Genomic DNA, 21022 nt, shown 5'->3' on the forward strand with positions numbered 1-21022 from the left:
CAATGCGCAGCGTAATTATCTGTAAATCATTAATGAATATTGAAATAATCAAACAACTTATCTATCGGCACCCCGGGATATACTCTATTTCCATAGCATTAATACTGATCAGCGCCTTTCAGATTGACTTTACTGAAGAAAAAATACGTGATGACAAAGGTAGAACCCCACTTTATCTAGCCGCTGAAAACAGTGATGTAAGCACAGTAGCATCACTCCTTGAAGAAATAGACAACCCTGACCAGAGAGACTCCTGTGAATGGACTCCTTTGATGAGGTCAGCCCAGAACAAACACGGCGAAGTGGCAAAATTATTACTTGATGCCGGTGCAAATGTTAACGCTAAAGATAAGGGTGGATATTCAGTATTAATGGTGGCATCGGGTTCTGATAATGCAGGTATCATAAAATTACTGGCTGACAAGGGTGCCAATATAAATGAACAGGAAAAAGATCTCGGCTGGAGCGCATTAATCTGGTCCGCAAAAGAAGGCCTTTACGATAATGTTGTGGCTCTGTTAGAAGCCGGCGCTGATGTCAGCTTAAAAGATGCAACAGGCAAAACAGCTTATGACTGGGCAATTGAAAAAGGCTATGATGAAATTGCCAGAAAATTAACTGAGTAATTATTAATTAACATCATAAATGTGCACCTGAAGGAGCACCTACAGAGTTTTAACTAAATTTATGTTCCGCAGAATGTATTCTCAACAACTTCTTCCGGTTCGGGTGGCAACATGTATTTATCCATGCCCTCCTGTAAACTAAACGGATTTTCTAATACTGAATGTAGTTCATGAAACAGAGTAAAGTCATTATTGTCTTCAGCCGCTCTTATTACTGCTTCAATCAAATGATTACGAGGGATATAAACCGGATTAACTGTTTGCATATTAAGCTGGCGTTGCTCATTTGTTAACGATTCTTTAGTTAATCTTTCGCGCCACTTTGACAGCCAGGATTCTATCGATTCTGAATTATCAAATAACGCTTTAAATTTTTTATCTAAACTTGAATATTTCATATCAAGACGAGAAAGATAAAAGAAGGTAAGTGTAAAATCTGCTCGCTTCACATGCATGATTTCAAATAATGATTCAATGAGTCTTTTATCTTCTTCATTATTATCAGCGTCAGGTGTTAAACCCAACTTGTCACGCATCCCCGCTAACCAGGCATTATCATAACTGCCTTCATAAGATTGCAGCACAGACTTTGCTAGCTCAACTGCCTTATCGGTATCATCAGAAAATAACGGCACCAATGTTTCAGCCAGTCGAGTTAAATTCCACAAACCAATAGAAGGTTGATTACTGTACGCATATCGACCTCCCCGATCAATAAAGCTATATACCTGATTGCGATCAAATTCGTCCATAAAAGCACAGGGGCCGTAATCAATCGTCTCACCTGCTATCGACATATTATCCGTATTCATCACACCATGAATAAAACCTAACTGCATCCACTGCGCAATTAATTTAGCCTGACGTTCAACTACAGATTTAAAAAATTCCAGATACTGATTATCTACGTCCTGAATAGCTTGATAATTTCGTTCAATCACATAATCGGCTAATTTCTTAATAGACTTAAGGTCACCACTAGAAGCAAAATACTGAAACGTACCCACACGAATAAAACTTGATGCAATACGTGTAAGAATGCCACCCGGTGTCAAACTTTCCCTTGCCACCTCTTCGCCGGTAGTAACCGCCGCCAGTGCTCGCGTAGTGGGCACATTTAATTTAAACATAGCCTCACTCACCAGATATTCACGTAAAACCGGTCCCAGTGCCGAGCGCCCGTCACCATTACGAGAATAAGCCGTTCGGCCTGAACCTTTTAACTGCATATCATAACAGTCACCATCCGGATGATTAACCTCGCCTAGATATATTGCACGCCCATCACCCAACTGGGGATTAAACTGCCCAAACTGAGACCCGGAATATGCCATCGCTAATGGCTCACAACTATCAAACAACTGGTTGCCTGAAAAAAACAATGCCGCATCAGATGAATAAAAATCATCCGAAGATAACCCCATCGTGGTTGCTAGATTTTCGTTATATTTAATTAATGTCGGTGCGCTAACAGGCACCGGGCGGCATTTATTATAAAATTGCCTGCCTAATTCTAAAAAACGATTACTTAATGGAATATATTTCAAGTTTATATCTTCTTTTCGGTGTATAACCTAGTTTAGCGTGCATGTGATGTAAGATAGGCTTAGATAACTTGTGGAATTATATAAATTAAAAGGGTACAACTATGATTTATTGATGTGTTAAAAGTATTCAGCTTATCAGCTATTACGGTATTTCAAGTACTCCGGTTGTATCCAGAAGAACGAAACTTTGAGTCGCATTTGATAACCAACCACCTTTATTCCATGAAAGATAACTATTGATTTATGATATTTATCAGACGAAATTTGATCAGGGTAATTCAATAATCTGATTGTATAAGTTTATTTTAATCCCTATATTTTTAAAAGGTATAAATATAGAAGATAGATCATCTATACCATCACCATTAAAATCAGCCTGTTGGATATTTGACACTTTAGAATTATCCAGTACTGCTTTTGATGAAACTATTTTTTAATCAGGTTATCAACAAGCTCAATATTCTTTTCAACTTTATATCCCGCATTGCAGATATGGAAAGTGTCGCAGAAATAATTTCTAAAACAAACAATCGATTTAAAAATTCTATTAACTATAACCTGCTCTCATTTAACTGTTGTACCGGATATTATACCTGAACCGCATGTGATATTTCACCACAATGCACAAGCATATCACATGGTGATATGCTCAGGTAAATAAACACATAACCAGCTATTTTGTGATACACCTCTACATTAAGGCCCAATTTCGTCTTAAAAACGTGAACCAGACTTAATTAAATAGTTAAAACATCTCTATACTTAGCAGAACAACCATCAACAGCGGTATTAAATTATGGTAGCAGCAAAAAAAATCGAAACCACTGATTATTCACCACAGCACTCATCAAGACTTATGAGCCTTCTACTTGATAAAAATTATAAAAAAAGTACTCCGACCAACAGTAAAACACACACTGTAGAAATGAAATATTCACGTATAGAAGCAGAACATGAAATGGAAAAAGCATTTATTAATCTGCTTTAATATCTAATAAATACCTATAATAAATAAAATAACAACAACATATTAAGACTGCTTTAAGCAAAGCGGTCTTTTTTATGTCTGCATTTTAATCTCCCCCCTTAACATGCCTGAGACACTACAGTTTACAAGTTACAGGTGTTATCACGAGCAAAGTTAATAAATACGTCAAAAGTTTGCTATTATCTGTCTGCATTATCAACTTCTGGAGTATTTGTCATGATTGGTAAAAAGAACATTGTTTTCGGTTTTTTCTATCTGGTTCTCACCGCAGCACTCGGCCCGGTTATGGTTGATATGTATAAAGACTATGGCGCTGCATCAGGCGAGAAACAGACAGCGGTTAGTCGAATTCAGTTATTGAAGCAAAATGACTTCGAGGAAGATCTTGAGCCATTAAACGGTGAGCAGATAGCAAAAGCAAACGTTGACACTATTTTAAGTTTAAACAAACTAATGCATATTGAATCATCTATAGATCGCATCAAAGGCGGGGCTCATGCACATGGCAATTTAGAATCTTTATTAAATATTGTCACCGGCCTCGTTATAGGTTTTTTGGCAGTAGCCGTCTGGTTAAAACAGTTAATTAGCTGGTTATTTATTATCGGCACGATTATGCATTCCGGAATGTTATATTTATCTACTGTATTTGAATTAACATGGGCCAATACACTACTTGAAACGGGCATAGGCCCTATTTTTATCCTGGCTGGATTATTAGTTGCCGGCATCGCAGCAGCTATTGGTTTTAAAGAACCAGCCACCAGCATTTCATAATTAAGCAAACTTAACAGGGACGGAGGGATTAAAATTTAATCCCTCCGTCCCCTTTTTTTAATAAACCAGATGGAACGCAAGATGATTTCAAAGATAAATAAAGTCATATTTTTCGGCTTATTCACTGCATGCTCAATATTACTAAATGCTTGCAGCACGACACATTATATTGAAAACTGGAACGATCCGGACTACAAAGGCCCCGCTCTAAGTAAAATACTGGTTATTGGTGTGATTAATAAGGAAGAAAACAGACGCAAATTTGAAGATGAGTTTTCTGAGCTACTGACCACACAAAATAGAACAGGCATTACTAGTTACTCACTAATACCAGATTTGAAAAACAATGGAAACAAGGAAACCGTCCTTGATGTGGTTGAAAAAGTAGGTGCTGATGGTGTGCTTATTGTCACCACACATGGTTTAATTCAGAAGGATCGTGTGACTGCAGGATCTGTTGATTATATTCCAAATATGGGACGAAATTATGGCATGTATGGCTACTACAACCTGTCTCATTCGTTTGTTTATACTCAGGGAAACACGGTAACCGACTCTCTATTAAAAATAGATACAAAATTATATAACGTGTCTACTGAAAAAATGATCTGGTCAGCTAAAACAGAAAGTTTTAACCCGACTTCTACTGAAGAAATAATCGCAGAACTTGAAAATCTGGTAGTTAGTGATATGGAAGCAAGTAATATGATTAAATAATTACGTAGGAGTTATCCAAATCTATCAACATGGGCTGACGATGTAAATTAAAAAGGGGACGGAGGGATTAAAAATTATTCCCTCCGTCCCCTTTATTCTTATTTCGCATCGTTTTTTACTTTGTCAACTGAAGCTAACTCCTACAGTCACTCTGCTTTCCCCCCTCTTTTACCCTGGCTGCATCCGACTGCCAAATTGTTGACGATAAGACTCCATTGTCATCTCCATCTGTTTTTTAAACAAACGCCTAAAACTACTTTCGTCTTTATACCCTACTTCATAAACAATTTTAGTTGAGGGTAATTGTGTGAGTTCTAATAAATTGCATGCACGATTTATACGAATGGTTTGTAAATATTGTAAAGGCGAACATTGCAGTGATTTTACAAAACGTCGAGTGAGTTGCCGGTCACTTATATTTAACATGTTTGACAGGCTGTTAAAATTTATTTCTTCATGGCTATGTTTTTCAATGTGGCGCTGTGCACGTAACACAAGCTCATCTGCATGATCGGTTGTTTCTACATTGGTTCTAAAAGCTTTTGTTGAAGGTGCATTTAAATGCATCATTAATAATTTTGACGTATCAACTGCCGTGCGGTGCCCTGCAAAACGTTCTACTAGATGCATCACCATGAGTTCACATGACATACTGCCACCAATAACACTAATAATATTGCCGTAATCAGCAACCGCATTATGCGTATCTATTTTTAAACCGGGAAATAAACGTCGATAAAAGGCTTCACTCTTCCAGTGCATCAGTGCTGGCAGGTTATTCATAAGGCCGGCTTTGGCTAACAGAAACGCCCCACTACAAATACTGATTAATAACCCACCTCGATCATAATGTTTCTGTATAACTGGAATAACGGGCTCAACTGAAGTCAGAAAACCCTCTACTCTCTCAAATGCCGATAAAGACTGAAACACAGAAGGCAATATCCAGACATCAGGCTGGGTATCAAGATTCTGGTAATTTTCAAGACTGTAATCAGGCTGAATAGTCAGGCCATTAGTTGGTGTTATGGGGTTTCCATCGATGGAGACCGTATCCCATTCAAACAGCGGTTTATGGTTAGATTTAACCAACGTGTAATTGGTGGCGATGAGAGTATCTAAAATGCTGTGGATTCCACTACCAAAGCAATTATCCATGAGTAATATCGCGATTCGCATGACGATGTCCAATTTCACCAGTATTAAGTCAAATATGACACTTATCAACACCTAAATCAACTGAGATAATGAATTCCAGTCTAAAGACAAAAACTACAGCCAAACTACAGGATGGGTTCGAAATGTCACATCAAACACTAACCGTTGATAAAACCATGAAAACCAGAAAGCCTAAGTTAGCATCAGCATCACGCGATAAACGTGTTATTCCCTTTAGTTATCAAATGCTCGGCATCGTTTTAAATTTTGTTTCACACGTTAGAAACGAATGGGCAGCAAAAATCATCAGTGATATCTGGTTTACCGTATTTAAAACCAAAGCCAAACCCTGGACAGTTAAGTTCTGGCAACAGGCTGATAGCTGCACAGAGGTTCAGGTAAAAGACAAAATAATACAGGTGCATTTATGGGGCGAAGGCCCGCTGGTAGTCATGATGCACGGCTGGAGTGGCTCGGGCTTTCAGTTTCGTAAGTTCATACCCGGGCTGGTTAAAGCAGGTTATCAGGTAGCCTCATTTGATGCACCGGCACACGGTGTTAACCCTGGCAAGCAAACTCACCTGCTTGAGTTTTGCGATACCCTGGTCGCCATTCAACAACAGATAGGTAAGGTTGATACGGTAATGGCACATTCATTTGGAGGTATGGCTGCGGTTGTGGCAACACAACGTGGCTTTTCACCGAAACAGATGGTATTAATCGGGCCTCATCTCGATGCCCATGAAATGCACCAGACCTACAGTGATGTATTAAACCTTAACCCCAAATTAGCACAGCGTTTTCGCGATATTATTGAACAGCGAATGATCGATATTCTTGAGGTTGATGATGTCTGGAATTACCTGTCACCCGCCAGTTTATTAGAAGAGAACAACTGCAAAGGCATGTTAATTTATGACCTGAATGATGAAGAAATTCCGCAGCATCAGTTCAAAGCGGTAGATAAACACTGGACAGATTGTCAGACAATTGAAACCGAAGGGCTTGGACATCACCGCATATTAAAAGATAAAAAAGTCATTGAAGACGTATTATTTTTTATGGGTGAGTCAGCTTAGATAAAAACTGATAAACAAAAAGGGCGGAGAGATTATTCTTTAATCTCTCCGCCCCTTCTTACACTCTTAATGAATTTAGTTAGTAAATAAATTACCCAATGCAGACTCACAGGGTATCCACATATGGTTCGAGTCAAACACAACCCAGTCCTCTTTATCTTTTATGAGTGAGAACAGTTCATTTGAAATAACCAGACCTTCAGTTGGTTCTATATCTACAATTTTTCCCTGCTCATTGTAAATAAGAAAATCATATAATTTACCTATTTCCCATCCCACCAAAGCGATTTGATATTTAGGCAGGTCCTTTATAAATTCATACATATGAAGACTAAGATTAAAACATTCCTTATCATCAACTTTATGCATAAAGTCACCATCATCAAACGGAACTGCTAAACCAACATTCTTAGGAATAATATTTAACTGATCCTCACATACACCGTCAATGCCATGAAATGCATTGTCTAAAGGGTGGAAATGAATATTTTTATAGGGTGTTACCTTTTCATCAAGAAGAGATGAAAACTCGTGAACATTAATGGTTTCGTCTAAAAAACTAATTTGCATGTCAAAACAGATAGCCATAACTTTCTCATTTATAGAACAGCCGTGCATGGGTAAAAACAAATCTAGTCAAACTATATAGAAAAAATTAACACTTAAACCTGAACCAGTTCAAACATTGAAACTCCGTGCACGCTTATTTAATGATCAGCATAACCATAGAATTTTCTAATATTAGGAATTATTAAATTTGATACTGATTAAAGTATAAATACTATGAAGTCAGCGACCACAATGAACTGTTGAACATAAATTACAGCAAATAAAAAGCCGGTTACATATAACACCGTTAAGTATCATTAGTAACCGGCCCTGAAAAATTAGCGCTTATACTTTTCTTGCCATTTTATCTGCTTCACGTTCAAGGCTTGCATCATTCACAATATTAAGGCCGGATGAAGCAGCGTTAATGCGAATAACCTGAGCATCACTTGGCCCTGACATAGATGCCTGAACAGCGGTACCATTCATTTGGAATGTTGGTTTTACCCTGCCCTGCTTTTGCTGCACAACATGCCAGGCTTCATGGGGTAAATATCTCTCCTGACCAGGCCCAATATGAATATCAGTTCCCTGCGCATACGCAAGCGCTCCAATTTGAGCTGGCTTAGGGCTATTATAATGAACTTTTACATTATCAAGACTTAAACCAGAAAGACTCTCCATGCCTGATTTAAGTTTATCAGGTAGACCCGTTTTGTTTTGCATTAGTACCCGCTCCTTATAATATAATGTCATTTGAAACATTAACTATACGCCATATTTATAAAAAGGGGACGGAGGGATTATAATATAATCCCTCCGTCCCCTTTTCTAATAACCATGCCTGATCAATAAGGAATAAACGAAGCGGTCAAGCTGATTTCAAAGGTGGCAAACAGTCTTTATATTCGCGCTGTATCTTACTTATTCGAGTAGCCGCACTTTTATCACCCGATACAATACCCAGCAACATGCCGCTCATAATTGATAAAGCATTTGAGTTTTGTAAAATTTGAATGATGAGATGTATCGGGTAACCGGAATCATGTCGATTCACAGCATGTATGCCGCAATGCACAAATGAATTCATTGCTTTACCCGACACACCTTTAAACTCATTTAACATTTGAGTGGCCGGCCTGGGCGCTTTTTCATTAATCTGTTTAAGCATTAAACTGAGAATCGGCATATTACTCGCCTTCTGCTCAGTCTCTGGTGTTAACTCCACTGCTAATTTAGAAACAGCTGTATCACTTGCCGCATATAATAACCAGACAGCACGCACAATGGCTTCATATTGTAAGCGCATCAAACCAATAGCAGATGTAAAATTACCCGCCTCTATTAATATCCTTGCACTATTCGCATACTCGAGTGAAATGCTACACACGGTGCGCGTAACCGTTAACCGGTCAGAGTCATCAAAGAGATCCATATCCAGAAACGGAACCAGGACTCTCTCAAGCTCAATAGAGCGCTCTATTATATGTTTAATATCTACCATGTGTATTTAGCAAACGTTTACTTAACTGTTTTAATTTAAACTAATGTCTGATTCATCTAAAACCAGCTGACAACCATTATATTACTACTATAAATGGGGCTAGATCCAATTTATTAACATCAATTACTTCACCACCAATCTCATTAATTCTTTGATATTTTTTCTAACATACCTTCTATTTTAATTAATCGCTGATCCATCTCTCGCGTTCTTGCTTCTATGATATGCACTTCACCCGCTTCGCCTTCTCCATTTTCACGGTCATTTTTCTGATGCTCAGTTTGTAAGGTTTCTAATACTATTCCAATCATCATATTTAAAAAAACAAATGCAACAATAAAAATAAATGATAAATAAAATAACCAGCTAAGCGGGTAAACCTCCATTGTTTCATACATTACATCTGTCCAGTCTTCAAATGTAGCTATACGAAATAACGTCAACATTGATATAGAAATATTTTCCCAGAGCACAGGGTTAATATTTGCAAAAAATATACTGCCCATCGCGGCATATATATAGAAAAATATAAACATTAATAAAGAGACATATCCCATGCGCGGAATAGCCGTGACAAATGCTGCCAGTAATACTCGCAATTCAGGAATGATAGATATAAGCCTCAATACACGAAATATTCGTAACAGGCGGCCCAACATTGCAGCCTCTCCATTTTCTATCGGGAGAACACTGGCCATCACAATTATAAAATCAAATACATTCCAGGCTTTACTAAAAAACCTGAACAGATTCTTTTCCGCTAACATGCGAATAACAATTTCAAAAAGAAATATTGCGGTAACTGCAATATCTAAAACTTTTAACATATTAAGCGCAGCAGGTGAAATAGCATACGTTTTTGCGCCAATAACTAAAGCCGAAACAAGAATGACGAGGATCACAAATGTTTCGAATATTTTATTCTCACGTAAATGAACTAAACGCGCTTGAAGGGCCTGAAAATCTAAAGACATATAAAACTACAACTTAACAATAAAAATGGGCGAATTATAACTGAAATAACATAAAAAGGGGACGGAGGGATTATTTTTTAATCCCTCCGTCCCCTTTTACATCTCCATCTTCAGTTTTTTTAGACAGATGTTTATTATCAAAATAACGCATCATACCTGCTGAACCAATCACAAATAATAGAGCCAGTGAAAATACAATGACAAACAGTTTCATATTATTTCTTCTTCCGCGGCGATAAACCCGTATGCTGGGTCAGAATTTTTTTACCCTTTCCTTTACTAGAATGGGGTCGGTGTTTATGCGCAGATGCAGAGTTTTTTCTGCGCGCGGCGGAGTAATCTTTATTAGACGCTGGCTGATCTTTTGGAATTAACTGCCGGTCTGCATCACCAATTAAATCGGCACGCCCCATTCGCTTGAGCGCCTCACGTAAGAGCGGCCAGTTTGCTGAATCGTGGTAACGCAAAAAAGCCTTATGTAATTTACGCTGCTCCGGGTCTTTAACACTCTCAACCGGTTCACTTTTATAACTAACACTACGTAACGGATTTTTACCTGTGTGATACATTGCCGTGGCCGTTGCCATAGGTGATGGATAAAATGCCTGCACCTGGTCTGCCTTAAAACCATTACGTTTTAACCACAACGCCAGGTTCATCATATCTTCATCGGTTGTGCCCGGGTGTGCCGCGATAAAATACGGAATCAAATACTGATCTTTACCCGCCTGCTTCGTATATTTTTCAAACATACGTTTAAATTTATCGTAACTCCCCATGCCGGGTTTCATCATTTTCGATAATGGCCCGTCTTCTGAATGCTCGGGTGCAATTTTTAAACAACCACCCACATGGTGAGTAACTAACTCTTTCACATATTCCGGATCACGTATCGCCAGGTCATAACGCAAACCCGATGCAATCAATACTTTTTTAACACCGGGCAAGTGACGTGCTTCTCGATAAATTTCCGTAAGTGCAGAATGATCGGTAATTAAGTTATGACAAATACCAGGGTAAACACAACTCGGTTTACGGCAAGCCGCTTCAATTTCGCGGGTTTTACAGGCAATACGATACATATTGGCCGTTGGCCCACCTAAATCTGAAATCACACCGGTAAAACCCGGCACCTTGTCACGAATGTCTTCTATTTCATGAATAATAGATTCTTTAGAACGGTTTTGAACAATACGTCCTTCATGCTCGGTAATAGAGCAGAACGTGCAGCCACCAAAACAGCCACGCATTATGTTTATTGAAAAACGAATCATCTCGTAAGCAGGAATTTTTTCGCCCTGATATTGCGGGTGCGGCACACGTGCAAATGGCATTGCAAACACATAATCCATTTCATCCATGGTGAGTGGAATGGGTGGTGAATTTAACCAGACATCAACCTTGCCATGTTTCTGCACCAGCGCACGTGCATTGCCCGGGTTGGTTTCAAGGTGCAAAACACGATTGGCATGCGCATATAAAGACGCATCATTACTCACTTTTTCAAATGCAGGCAAACGGATGACACTTTGACTGCGATCTAGTTTTATTTTCTTAAGCTCAACTTCCTCACCCTGCTCATTATACTGAGCACCATAAAAAGCATTATCACGGCGTTCACGTTCACAGTCGCTCATATCCTGCGTATTTATATATGGATTTACAATTTTATCTATTTTTCCCGGGCGATCGATGCGAGTAGAATCAATTTCCATCCAGCCTTCGGGGGTATCTCGTCGCACAAATGAGGTGCCGCGCACATCCGTAATCTGCTCAATACTCTCTCCCTGTGCAAGCCGATGGGCTACCTCAACAATCGCCCGTTCCGCATTTCCGTATAACAACATGTCGGCGGTTGCATCCACCAGAATTGAGCGCCGCACTTTATCCTGCCAGTAATCATAATGCGCAATGCGACGTAATGATGCTTCAATGCCACCCAGAATCACCGGCACGTCCGTCCAGGCCTCTTTGCAACGCTGCGCATACACAAGTGAAGAACGGTCAGGCCGTTTACCACCGATATCACCAGGTGTATAAGCATCATCGTTACGAATTTTACGATCAGCCGTATAACGGTTAATCATCGAATCCATATTGCCCGCAGCCACACCAAAAAACAGATTAGGTTTGCCCAGCACTTCGAAAGCGTCTTTAGAGTCCCATTCAGGCTGTGAAATAATGCCAACACGAAAGCCCTGCCCTTCAAGCAGGCGGCCAATAATAGCCATGCCAAATGAGGGATGATCGACATAAGCATCCCCGGTAACAATTATAATGTCACATGAATCCCAGCCCAGTGCATCCATCTCAGCGCGGCTGGTTGGGAGAAAGTCGGCAGTGCCATAACACTCGGCCCAGTATTTTGGATAGTCGAACAGGGCTGTTCTGGCAACGGGGACGGAAATAGCGGACATAGAGAAATTACTTAGTTGAAAGCGCTATTATACCAAGTAATGAGCTGAAAGCGGTATGGTGATTAATATACATAAGCCCCCTGCTCAGTTTATTCATTCAAACCTGCAAAATCACTGGTTAAAAATCGAACAAATAGACGACTGTTTATGAGTGTATTTTCACACAACCCGCATTAAACTATATAAGTCGATAGCAATGTAGGTTTATCTAGGCTAATCTACCGCCGCTGGCCTACAAAGCCCGACAAATGAATACTAAAGATTGAAGATTAATTGGTGATAAATGATAAGTTTTTTAGAAAACCTGCGCAAAACCTCCGGTTTATTTAAAGAAGGTAAAGAAGTAACTCAGGAGACTTCAGCCGATGTTTCAAAGATAAATGCTGAAGTAAAAGCCTCTACAAGCATGATTAACCGAATTCAACAGGGCCACAATTTTGGCATTGTTATTGGTTTAGATATAGAAACAGCCCTGTACCGCACGCCCCCTGAGCTAAAAATAAATAACCTGATACAGCCTTTAAGGGAAACCTTCATATTTGAAGGCACGGGCATTAATGTTATTAACGGCGTGGCGCTACTACAACATATGCAGGATACCGGTGAAACAGAATACCCATTTGCTATAGGCTCACTACCCGCTGTTTCAGATATTCAACAAGCTGAAATTAAAAAACAGCTAAGCAGAATTTTTAACCGAATAAGCACTGTATATGATTTAATTTCAGATGAATCAGCACACAGTAATGATAACCCGGGTGCTTTTATAAAATTCATTGATAAAATCACACTCATCAAACAACCTGAATCATAAAAAACAAAAAAGGGGACGGAGGGATTATTATTTAATCCCTCCGTCCCCTTTTTACCTACAACAACATGAAAATAAAACCACTCATTGGCATTGATAACATCATACTCGGCAGCTCAAAAGAGATTATTTATAATCTTCTTGGCCAACCTGACTCGACTAACAGTGATGAATGGCCTGACGGCACTATATCTGAGGCATGGTTATATACGTCGGCAGGTTTAACGCTTAATTTCGATTCAGACGACCACTACCGGTTATCAACCATCAACTCAAATTCAAAAGATACGACACTGGATGATTTAAAAATTATTGGAATGGATATAAATACAGTTATTAAAAACCACCCTGATATTATAGTGGATGAAGATTTATCAGAAGATGTAAAAGACTATCTCTACCCAGAAAAAGAAATTTCATTCTGGGTTGTTAAAAACATCATTGAACACATCACGATTTTTCCCGAGTATGATAACTCAACAAATTTGCCTATATGGCCTGTTACGCAATAAAAACAGACGATTTTTATTTTAAACAGGCCGGCCTATTCAGAAACGCCTGAGTCAACATCCACAGCTTTACTCTGTTCAGCAATATTTTCATTTGGTGAATTTTCTTCCTCCAGCAACGCTTCTGCTTTCGCCCTGTCAGCCTTCGAAATGTAACGCTTACGCTTAGGCCGTGTATCCAGCTTGGCACGCGCACGCTTGAGGCGTTTTTTGAATAAGCCTTCTATCTTCTTTTTACGGTTCATAACCACCTTCAACTTATCTTCGTTACGCTTTTTAACCTCACTATTATATATCTATTACATTTAAGTATCAGCGCATATTTATCACTAATAATGATAGAGAAACGCGCTTAAATCCACTGTTTTTTAAGCTATTATTCTCTGTAAAATTAAAGAATTAAAGGGGTCGGTGACAAATGTTAATACTAATAATTATCAATTGTCACCGACCCCTTTTACTCGCTCACCTTTTACTCTCCTTTTACTCATTAAAATGATCGAATAAACAGTGTTTGAAAGCGAAGTAAATCAGGCGGACTAATTTACCAGCCACATGAGATTAGTTACTTTTTTGATGTATAGACGAGGCGATATTAATAAAAAACTGATCAACATCTGCCTGTACCGGACTAGCATCACCTAAACCAGCGGGATCTAATGAATCAAACCAGCTGTCATAATTAACTGCTATTAAGACCTCTTCGCTAAGGTTAGTCGCGGATAAATCTAGCGGGGTTAGAAATAATAAATCCCGGCCAATTAATGTCACTGATTTAGATATAATAAATGGATTGCCGTTATAGGTCCCACTCACATATAAACTTTTCCCTACCATATCAGGTTCACCGCTACCGATTGCAGGTAGATTGACAGCATCTTCATCTGCTACTGCCATATCAATACTAACGCCACATAGTTGATCAGTTATTAAGGTGATATTACCTAAATCAATTTCAGCTCCGTCCGCTAATAATAAATTAATCACCACTGGTTCACCCGTCGAATTTTCTGTAGCTTCAGTATGCGCACTAGCTGCGGGTATAATAAAATTCAAGGCTTTTTCTGCCATCGCAACAAATTGGGTATCGCACTCATCTGCAATGGTTAAATTTGAAAACACCAGATAAGCTTTATCTAAAACAACCGTTCCAAAACCACTTACATTAATTGTTTTTGGCCCCGCAACCGCATTCAAATTGCTAACCGTGTCTGGCGTAGCTGAAAAATCCACATGAATGCCTTCAGTGATACTATTTGAACCAATATCACATGCCGTTAATAACAACATTGAGAGAGATAAAAATAATAATTTCATTTTAATGGGTATCAAAATCATAAGTTACACCTAATGTTATAATCGTTCCTTCTTCATGATTACCATTTAATTCCTTAACAACAGGCAACTTTATAATAAAATTTAGAAGCAAATCTTCTTGCAACGTATAGATTACCGCAGGTGCAATAAACGCAATAAAACCGCCCGAATTTGGATCTTCTACTGAGCTAAACTGATCTTTTTCACTCCAGCGCGCTTCTAATCCTAACTGAAATGCAAGCTCATAATCTTTCGCATATTGTCCAAAGGCATTAAACGTCCAGGCATCTCCAGCTTGAAATTCCTGAAAACCTTCACCAGATACAAAATAAGCTGTGCTGGTATACATCATCCAGGGAAATTCAAAATGCGCATACCAGGCTCCTACATTAACCGTGGTAGCACCTGTTCCAGGTTGAACATCAAAATCCAGTACCTGACCATTATTAAACTGTTCTTCTGCGGTTCCAAATCGAACACCACCTAACAATCCATACATGTGCGACTGAAAGCTATCATGCTCCTGTAAATAGTTTTTAAAATTTATACTAATATCACCAGGCGTACTAACACTTTCTTTTTCAAGTGTCGTTTTAGTTAGTTCACGATCTACCCAGGGCAAGCTTAGGCCAAACATCCAACGACGATTAGGTGCCCACGCTAAATTAAGATTGAGTCGATTTTCATCTATTATTTTTAAATCAACACCTTCAACCCCTATTTCTTCATCTCGATTTAAATAATCGACCGATAATCTTAATCTGTTTTCATAAGGTTTTTCTGCACCTAATGCGGTAAGTGTCGGGTCACCTACCAGACAGGTTGAACATGCAAAGCTGAGCTTAGGTAAAAATAAAACGATACTTATAGATACAAGTATTAAATGAGGTTTTGTCATATATATTTTCATTTAAGGGCACGCCGTATGCATCGGAATATTTTCAAACGGATCAGATAATTCAGGATTACAAACAAAATCCATATCAGTTAATGATTTTAAAAATTCAATTAAATCCACTTCTTCTGCTGCAGTTAATATAAAACCGGAAATAAAACTACTCTTATTCGGGTTTAAAGCACCATCCCCCTGATTTTCCCCTGTAGAAATTAATCGCCCTCCTCTTTTATAATGCGCGATGACCTCTTCAAGTGATGCAATACTTCCATCATGCATATAAGGTGCAGTCAGTTCTATATTACGTAAAGTCGGTGCTCTAAATTTTCCTTCGTCTTCCGCCGCTAAAGTAAACTCTATTAACCCTGGATTGTTGTCAGGAAAAGAACCATCACCATTTAAATTATATAATCCCGTATTGTGAAAGGGTTTAGAGTCAAGTGCGGTACCAGTATGATCTATTGAATCACTAAAGTTGAAACCACCATGACAATGAAAACATTCAGTGCGTTCGCTAAAAAATATTTCACGCCCGCGTTTTGCAGAATCCGACATGGCATTAGCATCACCACGTTGAGTTTTATCGAAAGCTGAATTGCCCGTTATCATCGTTGCACCAAAAGCGCCAATAGCTTCTGTGAACTTAAATATTGTAAATGGATCTGCTGCATCAGGAAATGCATTATTAAATAAGGTTGGGTAATCAATGGTTCCCGCAACAGGGTCAACTAATACCTGCCTGAATCGATTAGCAATTTCAATATCATTGCCTTCCCAGCCTAACTCAACTGGATCTTCATTTGTCAGAACGGCCAGTGCCTGTTCATGCAAATGAACAATGACATTATTGCTCCAGTTTTGAGTCGCATTGTATACAACATTCCCCATACTCATTGAATTACGAGGATGAACCGCACCTTCAGAACCAATAGATGTTACCAGGCCATCTGTAAATGCTTTATCCTGCTGATGACAATCTGCACAGGACTGTGTTTGATTAAATGACATATTCCGGTCATAGAATAAAAAACGACCCAACTCAATTTTTGCGTTAGACAACCTGAAATCACATGGAATACTGGGTTCAGGAAAATCTGCTGGATAGGAAACTAAACCATCTACACCACATTCAGTTTTGCTTAACGGTTCGTTATCTGAACCGGCTTCACCGCCCCCACCACAACCTGTCAATAATGCAGAAAAGAATATTGATAGAATTGTGGCAGGTATTGTATTTAACAACTGTTTCATATTGACGCTCTACTATAAATATCAATAAAAACTATTGTTTACTGAATAGTCTTTGTTCACCACTGTATGCAGAAGTGCTGCTACCGTTGCCATAGTTATAATCTAGACCAAGACGCGGCATTACTTCAATACAGTCATCATCATTCGCAAATGACTGGCAACCATGTTTGTTGTTAGTGCCACCTAGGGTAGTTGAAATATCAGATGCTTCTAATACATTCACCGGGTCGATAACAATCGTATCCGTATTTACATTCATATTTTGAACACAAACTTCAACTGTATTTGGAACCGTACAAGATTGAGTCGGTGCCACCGTTGCAGCACCCGTTCCACAATCACCTTGCGCGCCAAGATGAATATTAAATGGAAGGTTGGTTCCAGCTGGATCACCTACACCATCAATGCGTAAATATTTACGGCCAATTTTCCATGCCCATAACATACTCACATCGTTTAAAGGTGAAGCCGCTGTGCTGGCATCGGTATGGTTCATGTCTTCTGGCACACCCAGTGTAAAGCAAACTTCAGTATTACTTAAATCGACACTCTGAGGTGTTGTCACAGTACCCGCTATCATCGTATTTGTTTGAGTCGTGCCGGCATTACAGCCATTTTCAAAATCTAATAGAGCCAGTCCATCCAACTGGAATACACCATCCTGACTAAGCGCTACTTCGTACTCGACGCCACTTGCTTCATCATGAATATGAACGTCATGAACATATAATCTAAAATCTGTAACTGTATAGTCATTATTGTTTGTACCAACACCTGAATAGGTATCGCCACACACAAAATCCGTATTATTAACTTTTGCGGCAAAATCTAAGACTATAGGGGATTCACTGGATACGTCATTACTATCACATGCACTTACAAGGATAAGACAGCTTAAAATACTCAATACTGGGGTGACTGATTTAATCATTACTTTCTCATTTAACTACTGGGGGTTAAATCAACTATAAGGGCTTCATTTGACACATACAATGCGACAAATTGACTCATGTCAATTTGTCATAATTCAGCCGGCACTCTATTAACCTATTGAATTTACTGACAATTTCTTGTTACACCATTGAAAACCAGAAAAGAAACAGGTGCCAGTGACACACTTACGGCATTCGGAATTAAACTTGCCACTCTTCCGTCTCCTACTAAAAGCACCACAACAAAGCTTAAAAATTTAGCTAAATTTGATACTAAATTAAAATATACACACTTTAATTTATAATATACATTCTGACCTTTACCTTGTTCTTTCATATAGACATTTTCAAACAGCTTTACCTGCTTTAGTAACCAGCTTAATGATGGTTTAGGGTTCATTTGATAATTGGCAAACTGATTAATTAACCCAGCTGGTGTGAACAGAATACAGAATTACGCGTTTTCATTTCCCTGTTACCTTCATAACGAAATTTAACAAAAGGTTTAAAATTCGAATAATCTGAAATAAAACCTGAAAACTCTTCCTGTATAAGCGTATTGTTTGAGCACGCTGATAAAGCCATAAACAGTAAAAGGCTAAACAAGTGGCTGATTTATTTATCCATAAAGAGTCCTTTTTTATGCAACACAAAATATGGGATTAGAATAACAGCACTTTAAGGGGACGAAGGGGACGGAGGGATTATTTTTTAATCCCTCCGTCCCCTTTTATTCAATATTTAATTTAAAACAGCCAGAAGCACACTAACCACTGAAATAACAATAGCAATAAAACTTAACCTTCTGAGAAACACTAACTCCTGTTGTAACTTAATAGCCGCAGCATCGACGCCTTCCATTGAGCCTTTAAGTTGCACTGCTAATATTTTAACCGACTCAGCATTTTGAGTAGCGGCACTTTGTAATTCAGCTATCTGCTCTGGAATAATATCGTCGGTGTCTTTTTGAGTTGAGCGTGATGTAAATGCAGGTACTGCAATGGATAACACCTGAACCACATAAGGCATCGCTGATTTAATTAAAGGAATCCATGCTGCCATACTCAACCTCTTTTTTGTTATTTACTATTACCGAAGCCATTAAAATTATGTAACAATTGTTACCAGGCTCTGCTTATCAATTTCCCATAGCGCTTATATGCTCTGAGAAATAAGTTTTATACACCTCATCAGTTATACCAGTAACATCAAGATAAATTTCATCCGCATCAGGTATTGATATTAAGTTACCACCTGAAAACTCAACCACATTACCTGCTTCATCAAGCAAACTAAAATCTTTATTCAGGTCAATAAATACGACACCTTCATCTTCTTCACCACCTATACTTTTAATCCAGTTAGCCAGTGATTTAGATCCACCCATATTATTGAATACACCCGATACTGCTCGAATTGAAGGGTCTCCTCTCTCAAGTTTACTGTTACCTACATTTTCGCCTTCATGGGTCAGTGTGTACATAATTCATATTCCTTTTTATTATAAAAACAGTTAAATAGTATCAATTTTAATTAGTGCTATTTTGCTCTGACACCTATCAATATTATAGAAGAAACTGAGCTCTACTTCATTTATTATCAAAGCCCCACTACTCAGTTTCTTTATTAATCGAGTTCAGACGAATACCATCAGACTCAATCGTAATTATTCTTTCTTTATATAAACCACCAATGGCTTTTTTGAAGGCGGCTTTACTCATGCCAAATAGCTCAGTAATGACCTCGGGGTCCGTTCTGTCGTTCACCGTTGCAAAACCCTGCTGAGATTTTAAATAATCTAAAATAATGTGTTTGTTTTTAGTGCGGGTTTCATCACCGCCCTGCAAGCTTAAGTCTATTTTCCCATCCGGACGAACATGCTTAATGAAACCTTTAATGCTTTGCCCAAAACTTAACTGCTTGAACACTTCATTTTTATACAGTACACCCCAGTGCTCATGATTAATAATGGCCTTGTAACCAAGTTGCGTGCTATTGGCAATAATAAGATCAACAGATTGTTGAGGTTTATAATTGTGAGGGGCATCATCATCCAGAAACTTATCTATTTTAGATGATGCTATGATTCGTCCATCTATATCACTAACGTATAAATACACAAGATAAGATTTCCCAACCTCCATCGGTCTATGTTGCTCGGCAAAGGGAACCAGTATATCTTTATCTAAACCCCAGTCTAAAAACGCACCTACATTAGTAACATCAACAACACGTAAATAGCAGAATTCTTCTACAGCTGCATAAGCTTCCTGAGTCGTTGCAATAGGTAGGCCTTCAGAGTCAAGGTATAGAAAAACCTCAAGTTCATCTCCAATTTCCAGGTCATCTGGTGCAAATTTAATCGGCAATAATACCTCGCCAAGATTATCGGCATCCAGGTAGTAACCAAAATCTACTTTTTTCACCACTTCTAAATCATAATAGTAGCCAATTTCAATCATGTTATATTCTCTGCACCAACGGTACTATTTAATGGGGTGTTATATTCGGAATCGATATCAGAGTCTAATATTCACTAATATTAGAAACAATTGCGCTCTGACACCTATTTATATTTATACGTAAGAAATTCATTAAGCTTATAAAGAACAGTAATATAACATTTTAGCTAGTCTAGCGTTAAAAATATCCGCTTTGAAACTAGATTCTGAATTAATGTTTAATGGGTTTATGCCTAATAATTAATCGGTGTCTGATACCTGTTTATATTTTTTCTTATCCTGATATTCTCAGTTCAAAACAGACCTATTCTTTTAAACGCAAAAATTCGATAGATACCTACATTATCAGTAAAGAAATAAAGCCCGTCATAATAGTGAGCATGTTTAAGCCTGACATAAACAATATCTATTAATTGCATATTTATATTTAAAGATTAGCCTCACCTATAAAGTAAGCTTATTGATACAGATAAATAAATCTATAGAGCAGAATAAACGTTATTGATATA

Annotated in this window: 23 protein-coding genes; 7 read left to right on the forward strand and 16 right to left on the reverse strand. The window is 38.4% G+C overall.

What is annotated here, in order from left to right; all coding sequences use genetic code 11:
- The first annotated feature begins 2 nt into the window (after positions 1-2).
- A complete protein-coding gene (locus tag DIZ80_00150) occupies positions 3-626 on the forward strand; it encodes a hypothetical protein (protein ID RDH85923.1) in 624 nt (207 codons plus the stop codon).
- Between the two features lie 59 nt (positions 627-685).
- On the opposite strand, the gene DIZ80_00155 is transcribed toward DIZ80_00150, so the two are convergent.
- Entirely contained in the window at positions 686-2173 is a 1488-nt protein-coding gene (locus DIZ80_00155; GenBank protein ID RDH85924.1) for a YdiU family protein, read from the reverse strand.
- A 796-nt stretch (positions 2174-2969) separates the two neighbouring features.
- Here DIZ80_00155 and DIZ80_00160 point away from each other — a divergent pair.
- From DIZ80_00160 to DIZ80_00170, 3 genes are all read left to right on the forward strand, one after another.
- A complete protein-coding gene (locus tag DIZ80_00160) occupies positions 2970-3161 on the forward strand; it encodes a hypothetical protein (protein RDH85925.1) in 192 nt (63 codons plus the stop codon).
- 216 nt (positions 3162-3377) lie between these two features.
- Positions 3378-3938: a hypothetical protein gene (locus DIZ80_00165; GenBank protein ID RDH85926.1), complete on the forward strand. Its 561-nt coding sequence runs from the start codon at positions 3378-3380 to the stop codon at positions 3936-3938.
- A gap of 81 nt (positions 3939-4019) precedes the next feature.
- Entirely contained in the window at positions 4020-4655 is a 636-nt protein-coding gene (locus DIZ80_00170; protein ID RDH85927.1) for a hypothetical protein, read from the forward strand.
- A gap of 168 nt (positions 4656-4823) precedes the next feature.
- On the opposite strand, the gene DIZ80_00175 is transcribed toward DIZ80_00170, so the two are convergent.
- A complete protein-coding gene (locus tag DIZ80_00175) occupies positions 4824-5834 on the reverse strand; it encodes a hypothetical protein (protein ID RDH85928.1) in 1011 nt (336 codons plus the stop codon).
- A gap of 68 nt (positions 5835-5902) precedes the next feature.
- Between DIZ80_00175 and DIZ80_00180 the strand changes: the two genes are divergently transcribed.
- Complete coding sequence (locus tag DIZ80_00180; GenBank protein RDH85929.1) at positions 5903-6892, forward strand: hypothetical protein; 990 nt, start codon at positions 5903-5905, stop codon at positions 6890-6892.
- Positions 6893-6967: 75 nt separating this feature from the next.
- Here DIZ80_00180 and DIZ80_00185 read toward each other — a convergent pair whose 3' ends face one another.
- The 5 genes from DIZ80_00185 to DIZ80_00205 all read right to left on the reverse strand — a co-directional run bounded on the left by DIZ80_00185 (position 6968) and on the right by DIZ80_00205 (position 12336).
- The gene (locus DIZ80_00185) at positions 6968-7510 is read right to left on the reverse strand and encodes a hypothetical protein (GenBank protein RDH85930.1); all 543 of its coding nucleotides are present in this window, start codon (positions 7508-7510) and stop codon (positions 6968-6970) included.
- 276 nt (positions 7511-7786) lie between these two features.
- On the reverse strand, positions 7787-8206 hold the full coding sequence (locus tag DIZ80_00190; GenBank protein ID RDH85931.1) for a hypothetical protein: 420 nt from the start codon (positions 8204-8206) through the stop codon (positions 7787-7789).
- 106 nt (positions 8207-8312) lie between these two features.
- The gene (locus tag DIZ80_00195) at positions 8313-8831 is read right to left on the reverse strand and encodes a hypothetical protein (GenBank protein RDH86153.1); all 519 of its coding nucleotides are present in this window, start codon (positions 8829-8831) and stop codon (positions 8313-8315) included.
- 257 nt (positions 8832-9088) lie between these two features.
- A complete protein-coding gene (locus DIZ80_00200) occupies positions 9089-9919 on the reverse strand; it encodes an ion transporter (GenBank protein RDH85932.1) in 831 nt (276 codons plus the stop codon).
- 215 nt (positions 9920-10134) lie between these two features.
- Entirely contained in the window at positions 10135-12336 is a 2202-nt protein-coding gene (locus DIZ80_00205; protein ID RDH85933.1) for a YgiQ family radical SAM protein, read from the reverse strand.
- A gap of 283 nt (positions 12337-12619) precedes the next feature.
- On the opposite strand from DIZ80_00205, the gene DIZ80_00210 reads away from it, so the two are divergent.
- Both DIZ80_00210 and DIZ80_00215 read left to right on the forward strand, forming a co-directional pair.
- A complete protein-coding gene (locus DIZ80_00210; GenBank protein ID RDH85934.1) occupies positions 12620-13150 on the forward strand; it encodes a hypothetical protein in 531 nt (176 codons plus the stop codon).
- 65 nt (positions 13151-13215) lie between these two features.
- Complete coding sequence (locus tag DIZ80_00215; GenBank protein RDH85935.1) at positions 13216-13659, forward strand: hypothetical protein; 444 nt, start codon at positions 13216-13218, stop codon at positions 13657-13659.
- A gap of 32 nt (positions 13660-13691) precedes the next feature.
- Here DIZ80_00215 and DIZ80_00220 read toward each other — a convergent pair whose 3' ends face one another.
- From DIZ80_00220 to DIZ80_00260, 9 genes are all read right to left on the reverse strand, one after another.
- Positions 13692-13901 (reverse strand): DUF2986 domain-containing protein, encoded by a 210-nt coding sequence (locus tag DIZ80_00220; protein RDH85936.1) that lies wholly within the window; start codon positions 13899-13901, stop codon positions 13692-13694.
- 316 nt (positions 13902-14217) lie between these two features.
- On the reverse strand, positions 14218-14994 hold the full coding sequence (locus DIZ80_00225; GenBank protein ID RDH85937.1) for a hypothetical protein: 777 nt from the start codon (positions 14992-14994) through the stop codon (positions 14218-14220).
- Positions 14975-15883, reverse strand: coding sequence for a hypothetical protein (locus DIZ80_00230; GenBank protein ID RDH85938.1), 909 nt, complete (start codon positions 15881-15883; stop codon positions 14975-14977). The genes DIZ80_00225 and DIZ80_00230 overlap by 20 nt, the downstream gene beginning before the upstream one ends.
- Entirely contained in the window at positions 15884-17119 is a 1236-nt protein-coding gene (locus tag DIZ80_00235; protein RDH85939.1) for a di-heme enzyme, read from the reverse strand. It abuts the gene before it with no gap.
- A gap of 31 nt (positions 17120-17150) precedes the next feature.
- On the reverse strand, positions 17151-18050 hold the full coding sequence (locus tag DIZ80_00240) for a metallo-mystery pair system four-Cys motif protein (protein RDH85940.1): 900 nt from the start codon (positions 18048-18050) through the stop codon (positions 17151-17153).
- Positions 18051-18175: 125 nt separating this feature from the next.
- A complete protein-coding gene (locus DIZ80_00245) occupies positions 18176-18451 on the reverse strand; it encodes a hypothetical protein (protein RDH85941.1) in 276 nt (91 codons plus the stop codon).
- 341 nt (positions 18452-18792) lie between these two features.
- Positions 18793-19113, reverse strand: coding sequence for a hypothetical protein (locus DIZ80_00250; protein RDH85942.1), 321 nt, complete (start codon positions 19111-19113; stop codon positions 18793-18795).
- 76 nt (positions 19114-19189) lie between these two features.
- Positions 19190-19534: a hypothetical protein gene (locus DIZ80_00255; GenBank protein ID RDH85943.1), complete on the reverse strand. Its 345-nt coding sequence runs from the start codon at positions 19532-19534 to the stop codon at positions 19190-19192.
- Between the two features lie 127 nt (positions 19535-19661).
- The gene (locus DIZ80_00260; GenBank protein RDH85944.1) at positions 19662-20513 is read right to left on the reverse strand and encodes a GntR family transcriptional regulator; all 852 of its coding nucleotides are present in this window, start codon (positions 20511-20513) and stop codon (positions 19662-19664) included.
- Positions 20514-21022: the final 509 nt, after the last annotated feature.

Origin of the sequence: endosymbiont of Galathealinum brachiosum (genome assembly GCA_003349885.1) — a bacterium.
GTDB lineage: Bacteria > Pseudomonadota > Gammaproteobacteria > SZUA-229 > SZUA-229 > SZUA-229.